The sequence below is a fragment of the Candidatus Bathyarchaeia archaeon genome, assembly GCA_035935655.1.
Taxonomy (GTDB): domain Archaea; phylum Thermoproteota; class Bathyarchaeia; order 40CM-2-53-6; family 40CM-2-53-6; genus 40CM-2-53-6.
The window spans coordinates 102571-127391 of the sequence record DASYWW010000040.1 but is presented as its reverse complement, the minus strand read 5'-3'; the positions used below and the strand labels follow the sequence as shown (position 1 = coordinate 127391).

Genomic DNA, 24821 nt, shown 5'->3' with positions numbered 1-24821 from the left:
TCAAAACGGACCTCGCGGACTGTGCCCTATGACCGTGGCCGAGGTCTTCCAAGAAATAAGCGCCGCCGACTTCTTTTATCGCAACCGCGACATCGCAGGATTCACAAGCCCGTCAAGATCAATCTACTCCACGATTCGCGAGCTTGTGGAAAACTCACTAGACGCCTGCGAAACAGGCGGGATCCCTCCCGACATATACGTACGATTGTCCCATGAATCCGGTCCCCTCGACGGGCCCGGGACTTACATTGTAAGGGTCGAAGATAATGGCATTGGAATCCCAACAAATGTAATCCCATCCGCTTTCGGTCAAGTTCTCTACGGGTCGAAATACAAACTCCGACAAACGAGAGGTACGTTTGGTCTGGGCGGAAAAATGGCCTTGCTCTATGGACAGATCACCACCCATTCTGAAGCGTCCATAACGTCGAGCACAGGATCCAAGTCTCGCATAGCTGAGGTTGTTCTTCGAATTGATATTCAACAGAACAAGCCCGTCATTATCAAGAACAAGACCCGAGCCAACAAGCCGCATTGGCGGGGCACAATTATCGAGTTCAAGACAGAAGCGGACTACTCGCGTGCAATGCCCAGGATTCTCGAATACTTCAAACAGACAGCAATCATTGTCCCATACGCTAATATCACATTCGTAGACCCCAGAGGGAGGCTCTACAAGTTCCTGCGCGGCACGACAACAGTACCGCCCGCACCCACTGAGACCTCTCCTCATCCGCACGGAGTCGATGTTGAAACCGTACAAAGAATGCTGAAACTCACCAACGCCAGAAGCGTCCAGGAGTTCATGCGAAAGAACTTTCAGAGGATAGGAGAGACTACAGCCCGCAAGTTCCTCCAGTTCGCAAACCTCGGACAAAAAAAGAATCCCAGAAATCTGTCCGCGCAGGACATGGTCAAACTAGTTAACGCAATGAAGAATTACGATGGTTTTCTATCCCCCGACCCGACATGCCTCTCACCTCTCGGCGAAGATCTAATGGAAACAGGGATAAGGAAGGAACTCGGTATAACAGATCAGGAAATTGAGAGCGGCTCTGCCTTCGTGACTACGCTGCAAAGACGACCCGCGACATACGCAGGCTTTCCCTTCATCATCGAAGTCGGGCTCGCAAGCTCCAAGCAGATCGAAATGCAAGGCAAGATTCTCCTCTTCAGATTTGCAAACAAGATCCCACTGCTCTTCGACGAGGCAAGCGATGTATCATGGAAAGTTGTCGATACTGAGATTGACTGGAGAAACTATAAGGTCATCCCGGGTGAGACCCCGCTCGCCGTTTTCGTTCACGTATGCAGCACAAAGATCCCCTACAAGACGGTCGGAAAAGAATTCATTGCTGACCGACCTGAAGTAGAGCACGAAATTCTCAACGCAATCCGAGAAGTCGGTCGAAACCTCAGGCTCTACTTGTCAAAACGCGAGCATCTTACCCAAGAGAAAAGACGTCTAGACGTGTTCGAGAAGTATCTGCCAAAGGTAGCGCAATTTTCGACAAAGCTTGCAAAGGAGAAGAGAGAGCCAGACATCAAACCGCTTCTTAAAGGAGTGATCAAATATGGTGCAGAAGAGGAAGAAGAGCAAGAGTAAGGGCGTTATCAAAGAGCGGAAGGAAAAGGTTCTATCAGCTATGCGGGACCTTGGCGGACAGGTCTACAGCCAGCTCGACAGGAAGGAATTTCCAACCTTCCGTATGCCCAGCCGATCCATAGCCAACATACTTTACGACTCCAAAACAAGGCAGTACATCCTAGGAAAACGAACCGTCAAGAGGAGCGCCCGAAACGTAAGGCATCTTCGACCCTTTACCCAACTCCTCTGGACGGCGATGTTCGCGGACGAACTGACTGAACAGAACAAGACTAGCACGTTGAGAGACGTGTTCTACTCGGCTCAAGCCTACGAGATGGACTTCCAAGACCAGCAGGAAAGCGACAATCTCATAACCGACCTAGAGACTGTGACCGGATATTCTAGAGAAGACTTCAACGTCTACCCTGAGGAAAGAAGCGCAATATTCGGGGATTTGACTATCGAATACACGGTTCCTGGATACGAAGGACGGAGGCTGAACCTAGCCTCTCACCCTGACGGCGTTATGATTGGACCCGCCCTGACAACTTCGGAGTTCATCCAACCCGACAGCCGTAAGGTTGACAAGGTAATTGCGATCGAGAAGGGTGGCCTATTTACCAGGTTTATAGAAGAACGCGTCCACCAGCGTTTCAAGGCCGTCCTTATCCATACCGCGGGACAGGCGCCTAGAGCAACAAGGTTCCTTCTTCGAAGGCTCAACCAAGAGCTAGACATCCCAGTCTACATATTCACAGACGGGGACCCGTGGGGAATGCACATTGCAATGGTTATTATCTCAGGATCAGCAAACGCGGCTCACCTTCGCGAGCTGAACACTCCAGACGCAATATGGGGCGGAGTCTGGGCAACAGACATCGTCGACTATAAACTCCCGAGCGATCCTCTGACGGACCTGGATGTCAAAAGGTTGAACGAGTTGGAGAAAGATCCCCGATATGCAGGTGGACTCTGGCAGAGGGAGATCGATACTTTTCGTAAGGTCAAGAAGAAATCGGAGCAAGAGGCATTCAGCAGATACGGTCTCACATACATTGTTGACGAGTATCTACCGAAGAAGCTGAAAATCAAGTCGAACTAGACAAACTGCTCAAGTCCCAAGCCCACAGATTTCTTGACAAGAGGATGTCTACTGAGATCGAGTTTTCCGTAGACGCCGTCGTAGCCTGGCGCGACAAAAATGTCGTCATTGCGCACTCGAAGAATTGCGCTTGAGATCTCTGGTCCAGCTACGGCCAACAGCCTGTCTTCAGGCGCGTCCAGCATCACAGAATATTCTGACCCGAATTGTCCAACAAGCACATAGTATTTGTCCGATACTTTTGGCGACGCGAGATTCGTGTCTCCTGTTACGAGGGCGATAATCTCAGAGAGAGGGAGCAAATGGCGGTAGCCAATTGCGTTTTTGGGCGCGTAGCCCTCCGGTCGGTCCGCCAGCTGTTCTACTCGTTCTTCGACGCCTCGAGTCATCTTCTTTCCGCATTTGGGACACTTATCGTCGAATCCGCGAGCGTCTCTCGCGGACATTGAAACCTGGCATTCACGATGGCCAGTCCAATGGTATTTGCCATAAGCAGGCGAGGTCTCTATCGTAAACAGGAAGCGGGTAGGATCCTTGCCTCTAATCGCCCCGACAAGATTGTGGTAGGATACGTGTTCCAGATCGAAGACATTCGCCTCTCTTCCCAAACGCCATGGCCATGCCGAGTGCGCGTCGGAATTGGAAACGAGACACAAGCGATCGAGCTGCGATAGCCGCCAGTTCATCGGAGGATCAGAGGACATTCCAGTCTCAAGCGCGAAGATCTTGTCAGATCGGTCCTGATAGCAATCAACCACGCTGTCGAACCCACTGTTTGCACCAAAGAGGCTGAACCAAGGGGTCCAGGCGTGCGCGGGAAAAATCACACATTGTCGGTCGGCTTCAAGCACCTCATCCACTAGCTCCGGAGCGGTCACGCGGAGCGTGGGCCGACCATCACTCAATAGGTTTCCATACTTCGCCAATCGATCGCTTACGGCGTCCGCCGACTCTATTGAAGGAACGAGAAGACAATGATGTATTCTTCGCGACTTCTCCCCGAATTGAAAAGTGGTATTGACCTCGCCTGTGACGATAAACTGTACTTGAGAGGTACTGTCCCTCAACTGGTAGAGCCCGGAGCCAGTGGAATCTTGAAGGTCAATCCGGTTCTCTTTCCTCCAATTGGGATGGGTGCAATCGCCTGTTCCGACAACGTTTAGTCCTTTCATCGAAGCAAAGCGAGCAAGTTCTTTCAAGTTCATGTTCTTGCTTGTCGCCCTGCTGTAAGGACTGTGGAGTTGAAGGTCGGCAAAAACGCGCATAACGAATGCCCTGCGATCTCCCTATTGGCTTCCCGTATCTATAAGACAACGTTTGCAACAACCGTCCGCTTTATTAGCGGTTGAAAACCATCACACGTTGGCCGAGGATAGCTCCGTGCCGAACGAAGTCCGAGTCATCCTAAACTTATTCGTAGAATCAAAGGAACTAGAAATGGTCACTGAGAGCCTCGTGAAACTCTCCGAGGTTACAGACGTTTACGAAGTCACCGGCGAGTACGATATTGTCTGCCTACTCACAACAGAAAGCATACTCGCCTTTCGTGGGGTTCTCAAGAATAAGATCCTCAGGATACCGGGCGTAAAGAGTACTGTCTCGTCAATAGTTCTCTATACGCATAAACGCGATCGAAGACCAGTCGCTGAGTAGCGATTAGAGAGCCGCTAATCTAGGGACTTGCTGGCCTTTGAATTATGCTATGGCTAGCTCCGTGAGGAAAAGAAAGACTAAATACTGTTGGGAAGCTTTCACGCGGTTGCTTTTCGAGGGTTGGAAAAATGGGCGATTTACTTCCAGAATCACCTGTCGTGCTGTAACAATTCTCGTGAACGTTCAACCGGGAGATTTTTCCCATGAGCGGTAAGGAGATAGGGATTACTGTAAAGAAAGACCAAGATCTTTCAGAATGGTATACCCAAGTAGTCACCAAGGCCCAACTCGCGGACTATTCTAGCGCTAAGGGCTTCATGGTACTGATGCCTTACGGCTACTCTATTTGGGAAAGGATCAAAGAGGATTTTGACAAGAAGATAAAGGCGATAGGTCACAAGAACGCGTACTTCCCGCTGCTCATTCCCGAGCGGCTGCTGAAAACGGAAACTGAACATTTCGCAGGTTTTACACCTGACGTCTTCTGGGTCACGCACTCGGGAGACACAGAGTTGGCGGAGAAGCTCGCCGTCAGGCCGACTTCTGAGACAATCATCTATGAGTCGTACCGCAAGTGGGTTAAGAGTTGGCGAGACCTACCCATTCTCATCAACGTGTGGAACTCGGTAGTCAGAGCAGAGATAACCTCTACGCGACCCTTCCTCCGAACAACAGAATTTCTCTGGCAGGAGGGACACACTGTACACGAAACGGAACAAGAGGCCGAGGAGGAAGTGATGACAATCTTAGGCATCTATACGAAGTTGGTCGAGGAGGAGTTAGCAATCCCGATTATTGTAGGAAGGAAGACGGAGAGAGAGAAGTTCAAGGGCGCCGTTTACACGACGACAATGGAGGCTATGATGCCTGATGGCAAGGCAGTACAGATGGGAACATCGCATCACCTTGGACAAAAGTTCTCAATACCTTTCGAAATCAAGTACCTTGGGAAGGATGAGAAGGAACACTACGGCTGGACAACATCTTGGGGAATATCGTGGCGACTCATCGGAGCCGCCATCCTTAGTCATGGCGATGACCGTGGACTAATCCTTCCGCCCAAGATCGCCCCCATACAAGTCGTAATCATTCCGATCTTCTACAAAGAGACAGACCAGAAAGATATCTCCGACGCGGTAAGACACCTCTCGTCTCAGCTAGAACAGATTGGGATAAGAACCCTCATCGACGATCGAGTTCAGTATACCCCTGGCTGGAAGTATCACGAATGGGAAATGAAAGGAGTTCCTCTCCGCGTCGAGATAGGACCTAAGGACGTCCAATCGAAACAGGTTACCGTAGTCAGACGGGATAGTAGGGAAAAAATTGCGATCAACAGATCCGACGCAAGAGACCGAATCAACAAGATACTCAGCGAGATTCAGGATCACCTATTCGAACGAGCAAAGAAGTCTCTCGAAGGCCTAACCGCCACAGCATCTGATATGCAGTCTTTCAAGAGAGTCTTGGAAGAAAAGGGAGGATTCATCAAGGCCTTTCTCTCTGACGACTCTTGTGAAGAGAAGATCAAAATCGAGACCGGAGCTACTGTACGAGTCGTGCCCATGAAAATGTCGAAAAAAGGCAAGTGCGTATACTGCGGCGCAGACAATTCGACCGAAGTTTACTTCGCGCGCTCCTACTAGCCCTTGACTATTCTCAAGTTATCGTAAGCTCGGGCGGCCCGCCGGAACAGTTCTTCCCTAGTGAATCGGAACTTCGCAATCCCTATGGCGCGAATTGAAAGAGAGGCAAAGGCACTACCCACAGCCCCAGCCCAAGAAGCATCCCCCAGAGACAAGAAAGTCGCGAGCCAACTGCCTACGAAAATGTCTCCTGCCCCAGTCCGATCCACGATCCTTGCTTCGGGAACCGAAGGTATCTGGCGCGCATCGCCACCTTTTTCAACCAAAAGAGACCCCGATTGACCTCTGGTAATTATCACGTACTGAGGTCCCTTGTGCAAAATTCGCCTTGCAACGGAAACTATGGTCGCATCCGGGGCAATAACTCGAGCCTCGTCCTCTGTCGCTTTCACAAGATTACACTTTGACAAGAACGGTTCGATCCTTCTTCTCTGCAGACGAACAACCCCTCTTGGTCCTTCAGCCCGCAAGAGACCCTGAACATCGACTGAAAGGAATTTGGAGTGTTGCCGAGCATAACTCAGTGTCTCCAGTCCAACTTCTAGAAAGACCGGGCCCAGGTGAATTGCCTGGAAAGAACCAAGAGTACGCTTTGGCGTGAGTTTTTCGCCAGAATGAACAAGCTCTAACTTGCGCGATTCTCCGCGGTAAGATATCCTGAAGCGAGTGGTATGGCCGTCGAGCTTCTTGACACCAGAAACGTCTATTCCACGCTTGTTGATAAAAGAGAGAGCGTTTCTCGGAAAATCGCGACCTACGTTGGAGACAATTGACACTCTCGCACCGAGGTGACTAGCGGCAAGCGACGAGTAGAAGGCGGATCCTCCAGGACGGACTAGACTCTTGCCGTCTTGGTCAAGTTCGTCGAGGGTAAGGTTGCCATAAAGACCGATCTTCAAAGGCTAGCTCCTCCGCTGACCAGATTCGGTCTCCGGGAAGAGATTATGTACTGATGGCACTCCCTGAAGGGGTAGGATTGTTAGATAGTGCCTAAGAAAAGACGGTCCAGGGGACGAAGCAAGGGAGGCAAGGGAAGAAGCGAGCTTGTCCAATGCGCGAATTGTGGAATGCTTACGCCACGTGACAAGGTAAAGAGGGTGACTAGTTGGGTGTCCCTGGTCGAGCCGTCTCTCGCAAAGGAATTGAGAGCTCGAGGAGCCTACATTGCAAGACAGAGAGTCATGAAGAATCTCTGTGTTTCCTGCGCCGTACATTTCGGGGTCTCCAAGGTCAGATCCGCAGAAGACCGACGTCTCTAAGCGGAATCTCTCCTCGAACCTGAGAGCACAACGCCAGTTCGGTAAAGTCGCTCGACGACGGTTATCGTAGAAAGCAACGCGACAAGCGTGACACCGAACACTATTGACAACGAATTGAATATGGCAAGGATTGTTGCGATCAGAAGAATCAAAAGCCGCTCTGGGCGCTCGGCTAATCCGACGCCTTTCAACTTTACACCTTCCACATCGACCCGAGCCCTCACGTAGCTGACCATCAAAGAAGATGATAGGGCCCAAAGGGACAGCCATCCTGGGACTAGCCCTCCGACGAAGAGGCCCACGAAGAGCGCTGTCTCGCCTACGCGATCTAGAACGCTGTCCAGTATTCCTCCCATTTTGGAAATCTGATGATACCGGCGGGCCATGGCCCCATCGATCGCATCGAAATACGTGCCAATCAAAAGCGCTAGGACGGTTCCCGAAACCAGCCAGACAGTTCCCAATCCTGTTGAGTAGAACAGTGAAGCGATTATGGTCAAGACGAAACCGATTAGGGTTATCGAGTTCGGATTGAATCCAACCTTCTTGAATGCTCCCGCCGCCAATTGAAAATGCCCTTCTACGAGATACTGTATTTTCGAAAGCATGTGACTTGGACATCCCCCTTGAGACCGGCATTAGAGTATTGTCTTTCCCTTCACAAAAGCTTCTATTATGGCGCAACGAGGCGTTGACACAAGGTCTCCGCGTATGGGTAAGGTTGCCAAGGGCGTCAAATGCTCAATTGTCGGATGCAAGGAAGACGCTGTACGTTCCATCTCACTTGAAGAAGTGTCACGGGCCGGTTTGAAGGCCTCTGCTTCAGGCCGAGGCTATCTCTGCAAGAACCACTACAAGGAACTCAAGAAGAAACTCAAGAAAGACAAACAGATAGAACAGTGGCGCATGAAACGATGAGACTACTTCTGATTCATGCGGATCGATTCGAATACGAGACCAGGGACAAGGCGGTCAAGGAACCCGAGCCTCTTGATGAATCGCACAAGAGGGGAGCCCTAGAAAACGGGCTCGTTGTATTCTCAACGGTCGAGAAGAATGACGAACAGGAACCTGAACAGATCGTATCGAACTCAGCCGCCTCAATCGAGGAGGTTCTTGGATGGCTGAAGACAAAGAAAGTGATGGTCTACCCCTACGCCCATTTGTCCACGAACTTGGCCTCCCGCGAGCCAGCGATTTCAATCCTCAAGGCTTTGGAAGAAAAACTTGCCAAGAAGGGCTACGAGGTTACTAGGAGCCCGTTCGGATGGTACAAGAGTTTCACGATAACCGCTAAGGGACATCCCCTATCTGAGCTGTCAAGAACGATAACGGTAGACACAAAATCACGACAAGCAGCTCCTTCGGTCAAGACTGAATACATCATTATGGATCAGAAGGGAAACCTCCACTCACCTGAAGATTTCGCATTCGGGCCGCACGACGCCGAGTTCAAGTCTCTTGTGGAAAAAGAAGCTCTCAAGAAGGGACTGACAGGGGGTGAACCGCATTTCCTCGACTATGCGCGCCGATTCGGAATCGAGTGGGAATCCTTCGCAGACGTTGGACAGATGAGGTTTGGACCCGAAGCCAACCTGATAATGGATCTACTGGCAGACTACGCTGGACAAGTAATCCGACGGATTGGTATCCCGATACTGAACGTGAAGGGAACCAACATGTTCGATGTCGCAGTCAAACCGATAAAAGAACACCTCCAACTGTTCGGGTCCAGAGCCTACGAGGTAAAGGGGGACGAGAGAACATTTGTTCTCAGATACGCAGCATGTTTCCAGCAATTCTCGATGGTCAAAGACTGGACTCTAAGTTACAAGACGCTGCCCTTTGGGACCTTCGAGGTCGCGGATAGTTACCGGATGGAGCAGAGCGGCGAGCTGCTTCTCTCTTTCAGGCTTAGAAAATTCCTCATGCCTGATCTCCACATCTATCTCAAGAGCGTTGCAGAAGCGATACGTATCGGAGACAAGATCCATCGCACGATCTACGAAGAGATCAGGAAGCTGAACAGAGAATACGTCTCCCTCTACAATACCACACGATCGTTCTTTGAAGCGAACAAAGACTCTTTCATGGAACTTGTGAAGGTTGAGAAGAAACCTATCTTGCTCAACTTCGTTCCAGAGGGCCTGTATTACTGGGTACTCAATGTGGAGTATAACATCATCGATGATCTGGACAGGCCTAGAGAAATCGGAACTTTCCAGATAGACATTGGCAACGCGAAACGGTTCGGAATAGCATACACCGATGAAAAGGGCGAGAAGCAATTCCCGGTCATCATCCATACCGCTGTTATAGGCGGATTGGAAAGATACCTCTTCACTCTTCTAGATTCGGCGGTCCGTTTAGAGAGACAGGGTAAGAAGCCGATGCTTCCAGTATGGATTTCACCGGTACAAGTTCGAATCATCCCTATCGCGAAACAGTTTGTCAAACAAGGAATGGAACTGCTCGAGTCACTGGAGAAGGCGGGGATTCGAGCCGATCTAGATGACAGAGACGATACGATGCAGAGCAAAGTACGAGATTCAGAGCTAAGCTGGGTTCCATTCACGATCATCTATGGAGAAAAAGAGATTGAGACGAAGGAGCTGTCGATCCGGTCGAGAGCTGATTCGAGGGAAAGCAAGATTTCGTTAGCCGCGTTCGTGAAAAGAGTAAATGCTGAGGTTGACGGATTCCCGACAAAGATGCTCACTTATCCAACGCTGCTCTCTCAGCGGCCTGGCTACAAGAGAATGTGAGATAATTTGTGCAGAATAAGTAATTTATATGCAGCCCTTGATAGCCCCTCGCGATAAGGGATAGCTGAATTTGAACAAAGACCAATCGTATGGCGGTCTGATATTTGCAGTGTCCGCAATAGTCTTCATCGTATATCTGATCTCGTTGACAGGTGATCCGTGGCGGACCTATGCTATCGAGATACCTGTCGTCCTCGGAGTCCTGGGAATATTGGGGATTACGGGATGGATTGGCTGGACGATGTTGACGACCCCGCCTCCGGCGCCTTTGGAGGCTGAGCCCAGCACTACGGGGACCGGTTCGAAGACCGAAGACAAGCCTTAGCTCTCTTCGATTCTGGGTTACTGTTTCTCACAGTTTCAGGTTACAACAGCTGTAATTGCGGCTGCACCGTCTCTCAGCCTATTCTTCGGTGCAAACAGATGAGTGAGGTAGCGATAGAAAAGGTAGTTACTGAGATCAACGGTTTCCGCCAGCGATTAGCGATGTTGAAGGAGGAGTACTCCAGGGCCAACCGTGCTATGGCTGACAAGATGGCCCAACTAGGTGAAACTCTAACAAGGAGAGTACGAGATCTCAGGGATCAAGTTACTAATGCTCCTCAGAACCTGCTGGGCCTGGAGAGCCGTTTCATGTCCGGGGACATTCCCGAGCAAGAGTACAAGTCGACAAGGGAGGAGTACCGTAACCAGCTTCAGACCAACCTTCGAAGCATCGACGAGATTCGCAGCCTGCTCATGGTCATGAGCCAGCTCGAGATGCGGCCCGGCACCGGAGGCAGCAGTGCTGGCCAGGGCGGGATGTCTCCACGACCCTCGCCGACCGACTAGCTTCCCTACGACTCACCAACACGATTCTCCCTCCTTTGATTCTGTGGATTTTGTGGTACCCAAAAGGGTCGCCACGCCATGCTAAGCACCGTTTCGTGTAGTCGGGTCGAGTTAGAACTCTCCTTCGACCACTCTCGCCTCGCCGGGTGTTCTGCTTGTATCCCCTTCGCTGGAATGGTTTTTCGCTTTCTCCTGGAGACAATAGGCGAGACGGGGGATTCTGGCCGTGGACTAGGCTTATCCCAAGTCGGCTTATGGCGCCCGCCAAGAAGGGTTTGCCTGGAAATCTGGCGACCGGCTTTCAGAGGCGAGATCAGGGCTGATAATGGGCGATTTCCAGGAATAGTTGGGGCCACGAAGGGAGATGGGCTAGGCATAGATCGGTGAACGTGGGATTTTCAGGGTTTCACGAAGGGCGCGGGCGCGAGAAAAACAGACCCCCCCCGGGGGTCATGGTTTAGTTAACAGGAAAAATATTTACAGAAAAAGAAAGGTTGGCGGAAAGGAGTACTCTTCCTTTAGGTAGAGCCGGGGACTTTAATCTTCACGCGTCCTCGAAAATGAGGGGTGACCCGCCCGTTTCCTGAGCGGGTCTAGCTTCATACTTTTTCTCGTAGGAAAGTTCCCTACTGGATTACCGAGAGATGGTAAAGTCTTATATGCATAGCCTTTGCCGAAGGGGAGACTATGAAACTACCAAATCTACGGAATCCGGTAATAAGGACACATAGACTATCGAAAAGGTCGAAAAAGGTAGCTCTAGTTACTTGGATTCCGAGAAAAAGGTAGCTTCCCAAGGAAGGTCAGAAAAAAAATGGCGGCAAGGAAACTCAGCTTCACGCGATTCGACCAGGGAAAACCACTCCTCAACCGTGGAACGCTCGACCAGTATCGGCTGGTAGTAGTGTGCGTCCGTGGTAATGTTAGCGTCAAGGAAACAATGAGTCTGATCCTCAAAGAGGCAATCGGACCTGAGGGCCCTTGTCCCACTCTCGTTTTGGGACCAACTGCACCGGAAGAGCTCTCCACCGACTGGACTGGAAAGGTAGGATGGATCACCTTCGTTGACGGAACTTCCATGGCCCATCCCTCGACTGATGTAGAGATTATCTCTCCTGATAACTTGTTAGAGATTAATTTGTTCATCGAAAAAGCTGCCCAGGGAGAGGGAGCGCAAGTAATTCTGGGGGATTTTCTCGACAATATCATCAAGAGCATCGGTTCTCCTGAGAGCTTCTACTCGTTCTTCTGCCAGTTCGCCTCGAGGATGCGTCTTAGGAAGAGGACTGCGATCCTCGTGATAAAAGAGGATATTCATGAAAAGTCGATGGTCGAAATGGTCAAGCGATTCGCCGACATCGTCTTGGAGTTCCGTGATCAAGACAACGAGGGAGCATTATCGGTCGAGATGAGAACGCTTAATTTTGCCGATAACATATACACCAGATGGCTACCCTTCCCGCAAGCCCTAAGACCACTCTGCACGAATTACACCTAAAACCGGGTCAAAGGCCAGACCCTACGGGGTTGCGGCCTGAAGATAATCAGATACAAACGAGTCTCCTCAACTAACAATAAGGCCAGGACCCTCGCCGAAGAAGGGGCCCCGGAATGGACCATAGTAATCTCAGGGCTTCAGACACAAGGCAGAGGCCGATCTGGACGAACCTGGAAATCGCCTAAAGGCGGCTTATGGTTCTCGATTATCATCAGACCAAGGATGCCTGTTAATCGGATCCCACTTCTCCAGTTCTTGTTCGCCAATGGGCTTCGAAAAGGAATCGAGGAGGCGTGCGGGGTCCAATCAGATGTAAAGTGGCCAAACGACCTTGTGGTCCGATGGAAAAAACTGGCGGGTATACTCATCGAGACGAAGATCAATGGTCCAGACCTAGAATACGCAATCGTTGGCGTCGGCCTTAACGTGAACTTAACTTCCAAAGAGCTCCCTACTGGAGCAACCTCGATTTTCCTGGCTACCGGGAAGCGATTCAATTTGGAAAGGATGCTTAGCTCGATTCTGACTGTTTTGGAAGGGCGGCACGAGAGTCTCCGGGACGAAAAAGCGGTTATAGCAGATTGGTGGCAGCACTGTGCCCATCGACTGAACCCGGTGACAATCGATACCGGCAGTGGCATCGTCCGTGGAAAATCGGTTGGAGTCAACCCGGACGGGAGCATCATTATCCGAACGTTGACGGGGAACGTGAGAGTTGCTGATGGAACTTTGCGACTACACGCTTGAACCTGCTTCCGTGCTTTAATACGAGAGGCCTCTCCAGCGGGTTCCAATCGACCATGACGATGAAGGAAATGTCGAAAGAGCTCAACGACCTCCGGGAAAAATCTGAAGAAGGCGGCGGCAGGGACAAGGTCGAGGATCAGCATTCTAAGGGAAAAATGACCGCCAGAGAGAGAATTGTCGCTCTGGTCGATCCCGGCAGTTTTGTGGAGATGGACCGGTTCGTAGTCCATCAGACCTCTGACTTCGGCATGGCTGAGAAGAAGATTCTCGGCGATGGAGTTGTTACGGGTCACGCAAAGATTGATGCTAGAACTGTATACGTTTTTTCTCACGACTTCACCGTCTTCGGTGGCTCTCTGGGAGAAATGTTCGCGAGGAAGGTCACGAAGATCATGGATCTAGCGCTCAAGACCGGGGTCCCGGTTATCGGGATTAACGACTCGGGCGGGGCCAGAATCCAAGAGGGGGTCGTCAGTCTGGGTGGTTATGCTGAGATTTTCTTCCGAAACGTTCTGGCGTCCGGAGTCATACCCCAGATTTCAGCTGTAATGGGCCCCTGCGCGGGAGGCGCCGTGTATTCTCCTGCCATGACCGATTTCACGATCATGGTCGACAAGACGAGTTACATGTTCATAACCGGACCCGATGTGATCAAGGCTGTTCTAAACGAGGACGTTAGCTTCGAAGAGCTTGGAGGGGCGAGACTTCACAACACGAAGAGTGGAGTCGCGCACTTTTTCGCACAGAACGAACAGGAAGGATTACAGCAAATCCGGAAATTATTGAGCTTCATCCCATCCAACAACACCGAAGACCCCCCTAGAGCCAAGCCTAGACCCCCTGTCGGGGACAAGAGTGAGCTCAACGATGTTCTGCCTGACAATCCGGATAGGGCGTACGATATCCGGGATGTCATAACCCGGATAGTTGACGGCAGTGAACTGTTCGAGATACAACCTCTCTGGGCTCAGAACATCGTCATCGGACTCGCCCGACTCAACGGATACTCGATTGGAGTCGTTGCGAACCAGCCTAAAGTTAACGCAGGGACTCTTGACATTGATTCCTCCGTCAAGGCTGCACGTTTTGTCAGGTTCAGTGATGCTTTCAACATCCCGATACTAACTCTCGTTGATGTGCCTGGGTTCTTGCCTGGGATAGACCAGGAGCACGACGGGATAATTCGCCACGGATCCAAGCTCCTCTATGCCTACTGCGAAGCGTCTGTTCCAAAACTTACCGTCATCATAAGAAAGGCGTATGGTGGTGCATATGACGTGCTTGGAAGCAAGCACATCAGAGCTGATGTGAATCTTGCTTGGCCATCTGCCGAGATAGCTGTAATGGGTCCTGATGCAGCGATCAACATAATCTTCCGCAACGAAATCGCCAAAGCGAAAGACGTCGTCGCAGAGAAACGGAAGCTTGTCAAGGAATATCGTGAAAGATTCAGCAACCCGTACATTGCTGCTGGAAGGGGATACGTTGACGATGTCATCGAGCCCTCGGAGACTCGGGAAGTATTGATCAAATATCTCGAATCGGTGAAGACAAAGAGGGAAGCGCGCCCTCCACGAAAGCACGGTAACATTCCACTCTAGCCTGGACCCGGACCGATGTTCAGAAAGATCCTCATCGCGAACCGTGGAGAAATCGCCGTCAGAATCATACGCACTTGTAGGAAACTCGGAATCAAGACTGTTGCAGTCTACTCAGATAGTGATCTCGAATCTCAGCACGTAATTCTTGCCGACGAGGCTTACAACATCGGGCCTGGACGGCCCTCTGAAAGCTACCTCAATATTCCCAAGATAGTCAAGGTTGCGAAGGCCTCCAAAGCGGGAGCAGTGCATCCCGGGTATGGATTCCTGGCTGAAAATCCCCAGTTTGCACGGGAATGCGAGGAAGCAGGGCTCGTTTTCATTGGACCTAGAAGTAAGATTCTGGCTTCGGCTGCGAACAAGTTCGAGTCAAGGGAGGCCGCAGATCGGGCTGGCGTGCCTACGATTCCCGGGTCGAAACGTCAGCTAGAGACGGCTGACGAGGCTGAAGATGAAGCCCGCCGATTGGGCTTCCCCGTGTTGGTCAAAGCCTCCTTTGGAGGCGGCGGGAGAGGCATGCGCATTGTCAAGGCAGCGAGTGAATTGCGAGGATCCTTCGATCTTGCTGCTTCCGAGGCGAAGGGAGCCTTCGGCCGTTCAGAACTGTATCTGGAAAAGCATCTGGTCAACCCTCGACATATTGAAGTCCAAATAATTGCCGGGCCGAGAGGACAACTCGTCCACCTAGGTGAGCGAGAATGCTCGCTTCAGAGACGACACCAGAAAATCCTTGAAGAGACTCCCGCGCCCCGGCTCGATTCTGCATCAAGGAAAAAGCTAGTTTCGCTGGCCTTGAAAATCGCTAAAGCAACGAAGTATGAAAATGCGGGAACGGTAGAGTTTGTCCGATCATCGCGTGGCGAGTTCTATTATCTCGAGATAAACAAACGAATCCAGGTAGAACACCTCATCACAGAAATGGTTACCGGAGTAGACATTGTAGAGCAGCAAATCCGAATCGCAGACGGAGAGAGTCTCAGGCTCTCGCAAAAAGAGGTCGAGTTCAACGGTGCGGCGATGAACTGCAGAATCAATGCAGAAGATCCGTCGAGAAACTTTGCTCCCTCGCCCGGTCGCATAGAAGAGTTTGTCCCACCAGGAGGCCCTGGTATCAGGGTCGACACAGCCATGATCGACGGAGCTGTCATCCCGGAATACTATGATTCACTCATCGCGAAAATTGCTTCACATGGCCGAACCAGAGAAGAGGCGATTCAAAGACTCAAAGGCGCCTTGAGCGAGACTATCATAACCGGGGTCGAAACTACGATTCCTCTCCATCAAACCATACTTCAAGACAAAGCCTTTGTCCGCGGTGACTACCATACTCAACTCCTCGACAACAAGTTCTCCGCGTGGAACTTCAAGCCACGGCTGTCAATGGAGGAAATTGCTATGCTGTATTTGACTGCAAACTACCCACTCTTTGGAACAAGCAAATCACCATTGCAGAACAGTCAGACAAGATGGCGAAACACGTTCCAGAAAGAACCAACACTGAGGCAACCCTTGTTTGTCGAAGGACTCTAAGCAGATCAACGAACTCACGGTCAGCGGAAAAACCTGGCTCGTTGCACAGCTCGAAGAGCGGGGTTCAACTCAAGAGATCAAAATCAACGATCAAGAGCTGAGCGTTCGCATGCTCCGTGAGCCGACAATTGACCAACCAGATCTCGTTGCGAGTATCAATGGAAAGGTCCTGATCGCTAGAAAGGAAGAAGAGCGCGATGGAAGCAGCTATCTTATTCGACTAAACGGAAGACTGATCAAGGTCAGCATAGTCGGAAGAGAGCAATCAGTTCGAAATGCGGGAGAGACTGAAACAGTTCTTGGGCCTGTTGTGATAACTGCGCCTATGAGTGGGAGAATCGTCTCCTTGAAAGTGTCTCCCAACACATCGGTAAACAAGGGCCAGCCGCTAGCTACTCTGGAGGCGATGAAGATGGAAAACGAGATCGCGGCGCCAAAGACTGGAATCGTGAAAGAGGTCTACGTTCAATCGGGCGCGTTGGTGAAGGCGGGAGACAAGCTATGCTTCTTAGAATAGCGTAGAATCAAGAGGTTATTCCTGTCATGGACCGCTGGAAGTACTACGATATCATACACAAGCGCCACTCCGTGATGAACCCTGTAGATGAGAATAAACTCGAGCGTTTGTATGATCTGCTGGAACTGAAGCCGAATGCTAGGGTCATAGACATCGGATGCGGGAAGGGAGAGATGCTGATCAGGCTAGCCGAGAAGTACCACATCAAAGGCATAGGAATCGACAAATCTCCATATTGTGTACGAGAAGCTGAGAAGCGGAAACGTCAGCGCGTTCCGCAGGCGGACCTGAGGTTCCTGGAAATGGACGGGGCCCAGTACAAGCCTGAGAGTCGAGAATCCTCAGACCTAGCCATGTGCATAGGGGCCACATGGATTTACGATGGCTACAGAAACACTGTCAGAGCTCTTGGCGGAATGACGAGGCCATCCGGATTCGTAATGGTCGGCGAACCGTTCTGGCGTACAAATCCTCCACAAGAATACCTTCGGTCTGAAGGATTGTTGGCTGACGCTTTCGACACACATCACGGAAATGTTTCAACCGGAGAGTCGGAGGGACTGAGGCTTGTCTACACAATCGTCAGCAGCCAGGAAGATTGGGACCGGACAGAAGGGCTTCATTGGTCCACTGCAGCCGAATACGCGCTTGCTCATCCCGAGGACCGAGATCGCGAAGAACTGCTGGCACGCGATTCGAAGGAGAGAGAATCCTATCTCAAATGGGGAAGGGACGCCCTCGGCTGGGCAATCTACCTCTTTCGGGTTCTGTAACGTCTTCAGTTGAGAAGACGTAATCTTCCAACTACAAAAACTCGGTTGATTCTCTTTCACTCTCCCGCGTCATTTTGCCCCCACGGGAATTCAAGCCGACCCTGAGAACGTCCCTCCTCCTAACTCGTCGCCGACGCATCCATTCCACTGACCGGAAGAGTGAGTATCCAAATATTGCAGCGCAACAAGCGTTTGCTACCCGGCGGATACTCGGAACTAACTTGATCGGTTAGTATGAATCCGAGCTTTCTACAGATGGCATTAGATTGGTGATTCTCCACCGAAGGAAATGCGAAGACGAATTTATGACTCTCAAGCTTGGTAATCAAGTCTATGACCAGTCTAGTCGCCACAGTTGCGATTCCACGCCCTTGAAATTGGGGTAGCACGAACCACCCCATCTCCCACCCAGTCTTGCCTTTCCATTCGCTTTCCCAATATCCAACATTACCGGCCGGGGAATTAAGAGAGCCGGCCAAAATCGTGAACTGGCATCCAGCGTGCGGGTCCACAGACATCGCAAGGAATTTGTTGTGACGCTTCCGGATCTGTTCCATACTTTCCGGCCCGTTCAAATGCACCATTTGACCTGGGTTTCCGAGTGTGCTCTCCAACAGCCAGAGGTCTCCTTCAGTATACGGTCGGATTGAAACATCGATGGCGTCTTTCATGGTTGCCCTATCCTCCGCGCAGTTGTGGAAGTAGCTGTGTATAGAAGTCGAGGGATTCGGGGTTCGCTAGAGCATCGCGATTTGTGACAGGTCTATTGTTTACAATATTCGCGACGGCAACCTCAACTTTCTTCATGTTGAGAGTGTAGGGAATATCGGGCACTTCCAAGATCAGAGCAGGAACATGCTTCGGTGAAGCCTCAGCCCGAATCGCTCTCTTGATCTTCTCCTTCAGGTCCTCCGTAAGCTTGTGGTTCGGGGAGAGCTTGACGAAGAGGATGATTCTCTGATCTCCTGCCCAGTTCTGGCCTACTGCGAGACTGTCGGCGACTTCAGGTAGTTTCTCAACAACATTGTAGATTTCCGATGTACCAACCCGAACCCCGGAGGCCTTTATCACCGCGTCAGAACGTCCATAGAACGTGTAACCACCCGTGTCGCCGTGGACCATCACGTAGTCGCCGTGCCTCCAAACATTCTTCCCCTTAGCGCGATAGTACTCGAAGTAGGCCTCGCGGTATTTCTCACCTTTAGGGTCGTCCCAGAAGTATAACGGCATAGAGGGGGTTGGAGCCTCGCAGACCAGCTCGCCCATCCTATCAACAACGGGCTCCCCATTCTCGTCGTACACGCTGATCTTCATCCCGAGCCCCGGCGCCTGCAGCTCACCTCCAAAGACGGGGAGAACTGGGACTCCGCCAGCGAAACAACCATTGATGTCTGTACCTCCGCTGATCGAGTTGAGATGCAGGTCGGCCTTGACTTCCTTGTAGACCCATTCGAACCCCTCCGTGGACAGAGGGGAACCGGTTTGGGAAATCTCTCTAAGCGATGATAAGTCGTAATCCTTGCTTGGTTTCGCGCCGATTCCTCTGAGATGATTGAGATAACTGGCACTGCATCCCAGGATCGTGAGCTTTTCTTCCTGAACCAGCTTCCACATTGTGTCCCATTCAGGGTAGAGAGGATTTCCATCGTGCAAAACCAGAGTCGCACCGGTCGCCAAGCAGCTCATCAGCCAGTTCCACATCATCCAACTCGGCGAGCTAATGTATGTGATCATATCGCCCTTCTTCACATCAGCGTGGAGTTGCGTCTCCTTCAACTGATTTAGCAAGACCCCTGCAGCACCTTGAACCATGCACTTCGGCTTCCCTGTCGTCCCAGATGTGAACATGATGTACACGGGATGATCTGAGGGTAATTGCTCAAACCGAATGTTGCCTGTCGCGTTGCCCGATCCGAATTCATCGAACCTAACAGAGTTGACAGGTTGGCCGATGCCAGATTCGGCTCCCGAGTTGGGGACCATAACTATCTTTTCGAGCGAAGGGACGCCGTCCGCCACATTCTTGACGTTAGGCGAAATGTCGAATTTCTTGCCCTTGTAGACGTAGCCATCAACGGCGAACAGTACTTTCGGTTTGATCTGACCAAACCTATCCAACACGGCGCCTGAGCCGAGTTCCGCGCCGCAGCACGCCCAGACGGCTCCGATACTGGTAGTGGCCAACATTGCGATCGCCGCTTCCTCTATGTTCGGCAAGTAGCCTCCTACTCGGTCACCAGCTCGTACTCCTGTCTCACGTAGACCGTTCGCTACTCGCGCGACTCGCGTGTATAGGCCGGAGTAGGTAAGACTCGAACGATCTCGTCCCTCTGACCGTGAGATGAGGGCGATCCTTTCATCTCTGAATCTCAGAAGATTCTCGGCAAAGTTGAGTCTGGCCCCAGGAAACCAGTTGGCCCCCGGGAACTTGCGGAGATCATCAACAACTGCCTGAAATTTTTTCGTGGATGCGATCTCTCCATAGTCCCACATCGCGGACCAAAAGTCCGTCGGTTTCTCTATTGACCATCTGTAGAGTTCAGGATAGGATCTGAGGCTCAGGGCATACTTTTTGTTGGCGTGTGCTAGAAAGCGGGTGAGATTGGCCTGTTTTACTCGTTCACTAGAAGGAATCCAGAGAGGCTTTCGCCTGAGACTCGTTCCAACCAAGTCGGCCAACTGCTCCAAGAATCTCTTGATAACTTGTCCGGACCAGATTTGAAGGATTTCGACCTGGATAATTTATAGCCTTTGAATCAGACTCCAGACACGAGTCCGGTTGACCGTCATCGACGTAAGACTGCTCACAGATGGATATTTCACGCTCGACAAGAGCTTTCTCGTATTCGGCAAATATCAAGGAATAAAGTACAAGGCAGCACTCAAACCGCTGCTGATACGAACAGACAAAGACAATATTCTAGTCGACACCGGAATCGGGACCCTGCCACCGAAATACGAGAAATTCCACGAGGTAATCAGGACCAAAGAAGAACAATTACGATTATCGTTGAAGAAGGCTGGACTGGAACCCAGCGACATTACTTTGGTGGTGAATACTCATCTGCATTTTGATCACTGTGGAAACAATCTTCTCTTTCCCAACGCAAAGTTTCTTGAACAAACGGACGAGGTCCGGTACGCATACTTCCCAGACAGATTCATGCGTGTAAGTTACCTGCGAGAATTCTTTGACACCGACGGAGAAATCGTGCCACTACGGGGAAAATACACGATTGAGGACGGGGTGGAGATCGTCCCAACACCAGGCCACACCGTAGGGCACCAGTCGGTTGTTGTGAAGTGGAAGAACCGGAACCTGGTCTATGCGGGGGATGCTGCTCCTCTGCCAGAAAACATCGAGAAACGAAACATCACCGGAATGATATACAGTACCGCCCAAGGATTGGAATCAATCGATCTATTGCGACGGATAGAGAATCCAGTTTACATTTACTCACACGAGAACGAACAACTGAAAATTCCTACATAGCATTCGTAAGCTCAACCGGAGTTCGTATCGACCCTCGGCAATTCGAAGTAGGCGTCGTGCGAAAAGGATATCGAAGTCTACCTCTTAGCCTGCTTGGGTAAATGCGCCTCTAGCGCGGGGAAGATTGCCCTGGCCCTCAGTTGACGGATAAGCTCTCTATGTTCACCGAAGTGCTTCTTGCAGAACCATTTGCGACAGTTGCCACAGAACAGGATAGTTTCGCTCTTGCAATCATCGTAGTGACAACCCGATTCCATAGCAAAAGTGAGGCGCGGGACTTGATTGGTAGGAGAGGCGAGCGAACGCTAAGGGCCGATAATTAGCAGCTGCGGCAATTCATGACCAGCCTCGCTCGATCCCTTTTGAGTAGGCCGTCCAGTAAGGGTCAGCGTCGGGGTAGCCGAGGTTTCGCATCCCCATGCGTGTCGTTGCTTTGCAACCTCGAAACTTCGAAGTCAGCTTTCCGACAACATTTGAAGGGATCTCAGCTGAAGTCAATTTGGATCGAATCTTGTCTGTCTTTGCTGGTCTCGAAGCGATGATGAGACTGCCTTCACTCAGGGAGACTAGTGGGTCGATCCTGAAATGGTCACACAACGCACGAGTCTCTTCGCTTACCGGAATCGACTCTAGGTCAACGATTATGCCCAGGTCGGACGCGCTCGCTAGTTCGATCATCCCTGCGATTACTCCGCCTTCCGTGGCATCATGCATCGCCGTTACCCCGTCACGTCTGACCCCTATCGACGAAGCTGTCAAAGCGTCTCTAACAGTACTCACTTTTCCCAGATAATCCCAGGCCCTTGCGAACAATTTGGAGCCCAGAGCTTTCTTCACTGTTCTTGGGAACGTCCGAGTTAGGACCGCGGTCGTCTCAATGGCGACACCCTTGGTCAGGATGACGTCATCTCCAGAATGGGCCATGCTTGAAGTCAGGTACGATTTCTCAGGACCAGTAGCGAGGAGCACCCCTCCCCCAATGACGCTGTAGTCAATTCCAGGGTATTTTCCTGTGTGACCTCCGATTATTGATATTCCCAGTTTTTTGCATTCGTTGTGAAAAGCCTTCCAGAATGTCGCGAATTGAGAGTCTCCCAACGCAGGTGGGAGGTTGAAGTCGAATAGACCGTATACGGGTGAGAACCCGGTGGTTGTGAGGTCCGAGGCCAAGAGATGAATGGACAGCCATGCTGAGGCCTCGGGTCCAACCTGGGGGATGTAGGAGAGAGGATCTGATGTCGCCACCATTACCTTTCCTTTTCCGAGTCGGACTACTGAAACATCAAGGCCATGCTGCGGACCCTTGAGAACCTCCGAGCGTTTCTTACCTTTCAGTCGGTACACTGTCTGTGACATGTATTGGGCGTTGGGCTTTCCAAATCTCATGGGCTCTCTGGGTCCTAAGGCAAGCGAGGGAGAATAGATCGGCTAGAGACATAGTTGAAGTGCTTTGAGGCGAACCAGAATCACAATAATGAACCCGCTTATGACCATTTCTGGTATGAGATAGCCAGCATTGTAAGCCGCGGAATATATGATAGGGTCCCATCCGGCCCAAGCGTATGATGCGAAGAAAATGACTCCCGAAATGAAATGCATGATGAAACGACCGGTTATGCCAACTGCTACGCCGATCAACGGTCTGTTTCGAAACAACCCGGCGAGACCTAACGCTCCAAATGCGAATGGATAGTCAAGAAGGAGCTGTGCTGGGTGGACGACTAGGGGCATCTCGACAAGAACGACGAGGCCCAAAAGGGTTCCCGCAATCGCTCCCAACTTTGGTCCTCGTCTCAAGGCGAACAAAAGAACTGGCACCATGGATGCCAACGTAATCGATCCCCCTTGAGGCAGAGTGAAAATCGCAATGAGACTAAGTACTCCCGACAGTGCGATCGCGCTAGCCATCTCCGCGAGAATCTTGACTGGGACAGCTTGCCGAAACGTGATCCTCTTTGGCAATACGGGCTGTTCTGATGCCTCGAACGTTTCCAACATGCCTCTTGTTCATTTTGTTGAGGTGGCTGAGAAACGGCTGAAGAATCAGGCTTCCTATCGTCCCTCCGCCGGCATTACCCGGATCAGGTGAAAAGCTCAGTTAATTTAACCGAACTTTCTTAAGGGTCGATGGCGACGAAGCCATCCTCTCAGCCGGGTTTATCCCAGCTCCCCGTTGCTAGAGGGAACTAGGAACCGCTTATTTAAGCGCTGGCTATTCGGTTTCTTTGAAGAAGTATCGTGGCCAGTGGGGCCAGCTCGTCTCTTGTGATTTCGGACTGAAATCAACCTCTAGCTCCATTCCAATTTTCAAGGATTCCAGTCGCGACGTTCGGATAATGCTAGGCAACTTGACCCCCTCCTCCATGTTCACAATTCCGACAGCGTATGGAGTCATGTGTTTGAACTGTGGTGGCGAAACATGGACGACTGTGTAAGTTACGAGCTTGCCTTTGGTTCCCAGCTGAACCCACTCGACCCTCGAGGATCGACACTTTGGACAGATCGATCTGGGTGGAACCATAATGTGCTTGCATCGAACGCACCTCACCGCCATTAATTTCCGCTCAGCGCACTGCCGATAGAACTCTTCGATCGTAGGGGGCGGCAGCTCGCTCAAATTTTTCAAACGCTCCTCAATATGTGAACTACACCGGTGGCTCCGGATCCACCTAGATTATGTGCAAGGGCAATTTCGGCATCGGCGACTTGTCTCCGGTCAGCCTGTCCTGTCAGCTGCAAATATAGTTCGTGGATTTGGGCAGTTCCTGTGGCGCCTACGGGGTGTCCTTTCGATTTGAGCCCACCACTCGTGTTAATCGGGATAGTTCCACCGATGTTTGAGGCGCCGCTCTCAACGAACTTGCCTCCCTGGCCAGGCCTGCAGAAACCCAAGTCCTCGCATGCGATGATCTCAGCGATTGTGAAGCAATCGTGGACTTCGGCAACGTCGATGTCTTTCGGCTTGACATCAGCCATCTTGTAGGCCTCCTGCGCTGCTTGCTTTGCGGCGTTGATGGTGGTGAGGCTGTCGCGTTCGTGGAGGCAGAAGGTGTCCTGGGATTGTCCCGAACCGATAATGTGAACGTAATTGTCGCTGAGCTTCTTCGCGAGTTTCGGGTTCGTCAGGATTAGACAACTGGCTCCGTCGGTTATGAGGGAGCAATCATACAGTTTGAGAGGCCATGCGACCATACGGGATTTCATAACCTCGTCGAGGGTCACTTCTTTCTGCATGTGGGCCTTGGGATTCAAGGCCCCATTCTTGTGATTCTTCACCGCCACGGCGGCCATTTGTTCCTCCGTTGTTCCGTACTCGTGCATGTGAACGGTTGCCATCAAGGCGAATAGTCCGGGGAAAGTCATCCCGTTCCATTGTTCGAAGGGATAGTCCGAGGCCGTGGCAAGAATTCCAGTCACTTCTGGCGTAGGCTGATTAGTCATCTTCTCAACGCCACCAACCAACACGATGTCGTACATGCCGGACTTGATCGCCATTATCCCGGCGCGAAGAGCCGATCCCGAAGAGGCACAGGCATTCTCTATCCTCGTTGCAGGAGCGGGCAGTAGACCGGCCCAGCTTGCGTTTATCGGGGCATCATGCGCTTGATGCTCGTAAGCCTCGCTCATCTGGCCAATGAATGCGGCCTTGATATCCTTGCCAGGGTCCAACTCCTCAACCCGGTGAAAGGCCTCTAGAGCAGCTTCGGCGAATAGCTCACGAGCGTAGACGCCATCTCGCCGTCCGAATTTAGAGAGGCCCGCGGAGATTATTGTAGCGAGCGGCTTGACCCTACGCGGCCTGCGCAACTAAATCTGAA

The 24821-nt window shown here is 51.4% G+C and carries 25 protein-coding genes and 1 riboswitch; of the genes, 16 read left to right on the top strand and 9 right to left on the bottom strand.

Annotated elements, in window-relative coordinates:
* Positions 1-28: 28 nt before the first annotated feature.
* Entirely contained in the window at positions 29-1606 is a 1578-nt protein-coding gene (locus tag VGS11_08315) for a DNA topoisomerase VI subunit B (GenBank protein HEV2120089.1), read from the top strand.
* Positions 1575-2690 (top strand): DNA topoisomerase IV subunit A, encoded by a 1116-nt coding sequence (locus VGS11_08310; GenBank protein HEV2120088.1) that lies wholly within the window; start codon positions 1575-1577, stop codon positions 2688-2690. Before VGS11_08315 ends, VGS11_08310 begins: the two co-directional genes overlap by 32 nt.
* Here VGS11_08310 and VGS11_08305 read toward each other — a convergent pair.
* On the bottom strand, positions 2687-3955 hold the full coding sequence (locus VGS11_08305) for an endonuclease Q family protein (protein ID HEV2120087.1): 1269 nt from the start codon (positions 3953-3955) through the stop codon (positions 2687-2689). The two genes, VGS11_08310 and VGS11_08305, sit on opposite strands and share 4 nt — an antisense overlap.
* Positions 3956-4052: 97 nt before the next feature.
* Here VGS11_08305 and VGS11_08300 point away from each other — a divergent pair, with 97 nt between their 5' ends.
* A complete protein-coding gene (locus VGS11_08300; GenBank protein ID HEV2120086.1) occupies positions 4053-4343 on the top strand; it encodes an Lrp/AsnC ligand binding domain-containing protein in 291 nt (96 codons plus the stop codon).
* Between the two features lie 203 nt (positions 4344-4546).
* Positions 4547-5989, top strand: a complete 1443-nt coding sequence (proS, locus tag VGS11_08295; GenBank protein ID HEV2120085.1) for a proline--tRNA ligase — start codon at positions 4547-4549, stop codon at positions 5987-5989.
* On the opposite strand, the gene VGS11_08290 is transcribed toward proS, so the two are convergent.
* Positions 5986-6888 carry a PfkB family carbohydrate kinase gene (locus tag VGS11_08290; GenBank protein ID HEV2120084.1) on the bottom strand — a complete coding sequence of 301 codons (903 nt, stop codon included), beginning with the start codon at positions 6886-6888 and terminating at the stop codon, positions 5986-5988. The two genes, proS and VGS11_08290, sit on opposite strands and share 4 nt — an antisense overlap.
* A gap of 87 nt (positions 6889-6975) precedes the next feature.
* On the opposite strand from VGS11_08290, the gene VGS11_08285 reads away from it, so the two are divergent.
* Positions 6976-7248, top strand: coding sequence for a 30S ribosomal protein S26e (locus VGS11_08285; protein HEV2120083.1), 273 nt, complete (start codon positions 6976-6978; stop codon positions 7246-7248).
* Here the strand turns inward: VGS11_08285 and VGS11_08280 are convergent.
* Entirely contained in the window at positions 7245-7856 is a 612-nt protein-coding gene (locus tag VGS11_08280) for a CDP-alcohol phosphatidyltransferase family protein (protein HEV2120082.1), read from the bottom strand. The genes VGS11_08285 and VGS11_08280 overlap by 4 nt on opposite strands.
* 103 nt (positions 7857-7959) lie before the next feature.
* Here VGS11_08280 and VGS11_08275 point away from each other — a divergent pair, with 103 nt between their 5' ends.
* The 10 genes from VGS11_08275 (at position 7960) to VGS11_08230 (ending at position 17510) form a co-directional block, all read left to right on the top strand.
* On the top strand, positions 7960-8166 hold the full coding sequence (locus VGS11_08275) for a hypothetical protein (GenBank protein ID HEV2120081.1): 207 nt from the start codon (positions 7960-7962) through the stop codon (positions 8164-8166).
* The gene (locus VGS11_08270; protein ID HEV2120080.1) at positions 8148-10013 is read left to right on the top strand and encodes a threonine--tRNA ligase; all 1866 of its coding nucleotides are present in this window, start codon (positions 8148-8150) and stop codon (positions 10011-10013) included. Before VGS11_08275 ends, VGS11_08270 begins: the two co-directional genes overlap by 19 nt.
* Before the next feature lie 70 nt (positions 10014-10083).
* Positions 10084-10338, top strand: coding sequence for a transcriptional regulator (locus VGS11_08265; GenBank protein ID HEV2120079.1), 255 nt, complete (start codon positions 10084-10086; stop codon positions 10336-10338).
* A gap of 98 nt (positions 10339-10436) precedes the next feature.
* Positions 10437-10844, top strand: coding sequence for a CdvA-like protein (locus tag VGS11_08260; GenBank protein ID HEV2120078.1), 408 nt, complete (start codon positions 10437-10439; stop codon positions 10842-10844).
* A gap of 814 nt (positions 10845-11658) precedes the next feature.
* Positions 11659-12342, top strand: coding sequence for a hypothetical protein (locus VGS11_08255; GenBank protein HEV2120077.1), 684 nt, complete (start codon positions 11659-11661; stop codon positions 12340-12342).
* A gap of 36 nt (positions 12343-12378) precedes the next feature.
* Entirely contained in the window at positions 12379-13089 is a 711-nt protein-coding gene (locus tag VGS11_08250; protein HEV2120076.1) for a biotin--[acetyl-CoA-carboxylase] ligase, read from the top strand.
* 59 nt (positions 13090-13148) lie between these two features.
* The gene (locus VGS11_08245) at positions 13149-14690 is read left to right on the top strand and encodes an acyl-CoA carboxylase subunit beta (protein ID HEV2120075.1); all 1542 of its coding nucleotides are present in this window, start codon (positions 13149-13151) and stop codon (positions 14688-14690) included.
* Positions 14691-14705: 15 nt separating this feature from the next.
* Entirely contained in the window at positions 14706-16220 is a 1515-nt protein-coding gene (locus VGS11_08240; protein HEV2120074.1) for an acetyl-CoA carboxylase biotin carboxylase subunit, read from the top strand.
* Positions 16204-16737, top strand: coding sequence for a biotin/lipoyl-containing protein (locus VGS11_08235; protein ID HEV2120073.1), 534 nt, complete (start codon positions 16204-16206; stop codon positions 16735-16737). The genes VGS11_08240 and VGS11_08235 overlap by 17 nt, the downstream gene beginning before the upstream one ends.
* Before the next feature lie 26 nt (positions 16738-16763).
* Positions 16764-17510, top strand: a complete 747-nt coding sequence (locus tag VGS11_08230) for a methyltransferase domain-containing protein (GenBank protein HEV2120072.1) — start codon at positions 16764-16766, stop codon at positions 17508-17510.
* A 119-nt stretch (positions 17511-17629) separates the two neighbouring features.
* Here VGS11_08230 and VGS11_08225 read toward each other — a convergent pair whose 3' ends face one another.
* A complete protein-coding gene (locus tag VGS11_08225; protein HEV2120071.1) occupies positions 17630-18181 on the bottom strand; it encodes a GNAT family N-acetyltransferase in 552 nt (183 codons plus the stop codon).
* A 7-nt stretch (positions 18182-18188) separates the two neighbouring features.
* Positions 18189-20198, bottom strand: coding sequence for an acetoacetate--CoA ligase (locus VGS11_08220; protein ID HEV2120070.1), 2010 nt, complete (start codon positions 20196-20198; stop codon positions 18189-18191).
* Between the two features lie 91 nt (positions 20199-20289).
* Between VGS11_08220 and VGS11_08215 the strand changes: the two genes are divergently transcribed.
* Complete coding sequence (locus VGS11_08215; GenBank protein HEV2120069.1) at positions 20290-21003, top strand: N-acyl homoserine lactonase family protein; 714 nt, start codon at positions 20290-20292, stop codon at positions 21001-21003.
* Between the two features lie 336 nt (positions 21004-21339).
* Here VGS11_08215 and VGS11_08210 read toward each other — a convergent pair whose 3' ends face one another.
* From VGS11_08210 to VGS11_08195, 4 genes are all read right to left on the bottom strand, one after another.
* Positions 21340-22389: an AIR synthase family protein gene (locus tag VGS11_08210; protein ID HEV2120068.1), complete on the bottom strand. Its 1050-nt coding sequence runs from the start codon at positions 22387-22389 to the stop codon at positions 21340-21342.
* Between the two features lie 42 nt (positions 22390-22431).
* Positions 22432-22965 (bottom strand): energy-coupled thiamine transporter ThiT, encoded by a 534-nt coding sequence (thiT, locus tag VGS11_08205; GenBank protein ID HEV2120067.1) that lies wholly within the window; start codon positions 22963-22965, stop codon positions 22432-22434.
* 79 nt (positions 22966-23044) lie between these two features.
* Positions 23045-23184, bottom strand: a riboswitch (TPP riboswitch).
* A gap of 31 nt (positions 23185-23215) precedes the next feature.
* On the bottom strand, positions 23216-23620 hold the full coding sequence (locus VGS11_08200; protein HEV2120066.1) for a Zn-ribbon domain-containing OB-fold protein: 405 nt from the start codon (positions 23618-23620) through the stop codon (positions 23216-23218).
* 5 nt (positions 23621-23625) lie between these two features.
* Positions 23626-24810, bottom strand: coding sequence for a thiolase domain-containing protein (locus VGS11_08195; GenBank protein ID HEV2120065.1), 1185 nt, complete (start codon positions 24808-24810; stop codon positions 23626-23628).
* Between the last annotated feature and the right edge of the window lie 11 nt (positions 24811-24821).

Bases quoted from the DNA above. Each gene is read 5' to 3' on its own strand.
- VGS11_08255 (HEV2120077.1), top strand. From the start codon at position 11,659: ATGGCGGCAAGGAAACTCAGCTTCACGCGATTCGACCAGGGAAAACCA.
- VGS11_08310 (HEV2120088.1), top strand. From the start codon at position 1,575: ATGGTGCAGAAGAGGAAGAAGAGCAAGAGTAAGGGCGTTATCAAAGAG.
- VGS11_08275 (HEV2120081.1), top strand. From the start codon at position 7,960: ATGGGTAAGGTTGCCAAGGGCGTCAAATGCTCAATTGTCGGATGCAAG.
- VGS11_08230 (HEV2120072.1), top strand. From the start codon at position 16,764: ATGGACCGCTGGAAGTACTACGATATCATACACAAGCGCCACTCCGTG.
- VGS11_08225 (HEV2120071.1), bottom strand. From the start codon at position 18,181: ATGAAAGACGCCATCGATGTTTCAATCCGACCGTATACTGAAGGAGAC.
- VGS11_08280 (HEV2120082.1), bottom strand. From the start codon at position 7,856: ATGCTTTCGAAAATACAGTATCTCGTAGAAGGGCATTTTCAATTGGCG.
- VGS11_08210 (HEV2120068.1), bottom strand. From the start codon at position 22,389: ATGAGATTTGGAAAGCCCAACGCCCAATACATGTCACAGACAGTGTAC.
- VGS11_08245 (HEV2120075.1), top strand. From the start codon at position 13,149: ATGAAGGAAATGTCGAAAGAGCTCAACGACCTCCGGGAAAAATCTGAA.
- proS (HEV2120085.1), top strand. From the start codon at position 4,547: ATGAGCGGTAAGGAGATAGGGATTACTGTAAAGAAAGACCAAGATCTT.
- VGS11_08315 (HEV2120089.1), top strand. From the start codon at position 29: ATGACCGTGGCCGAGGTCTTCCAAGAAATAAGCGCCGCCGACTTCTTT.
- VGS11_08260 (HEV2120078.1), top strand. From the start codon at position 10,437: ATGAGTGAGGTAGCGATAGAAAAGGTAGTTACTGAGATCAACGGTTTC.
- VGS11_08240 (HEV2120074.1), top strand. From the start codon at position 14,706: ATGTTCAGAAAGATCCTCATCGCGAACCGTGGAGAAATCGCCGTCAGA.
- VGS11_08305 (HEV2120087.1), bottom strand. From the start codon at position 3,955: ATGCGCGTTTTTGCCGACCTTCAACTCCACAGTCCTTACAGCAGGGCG.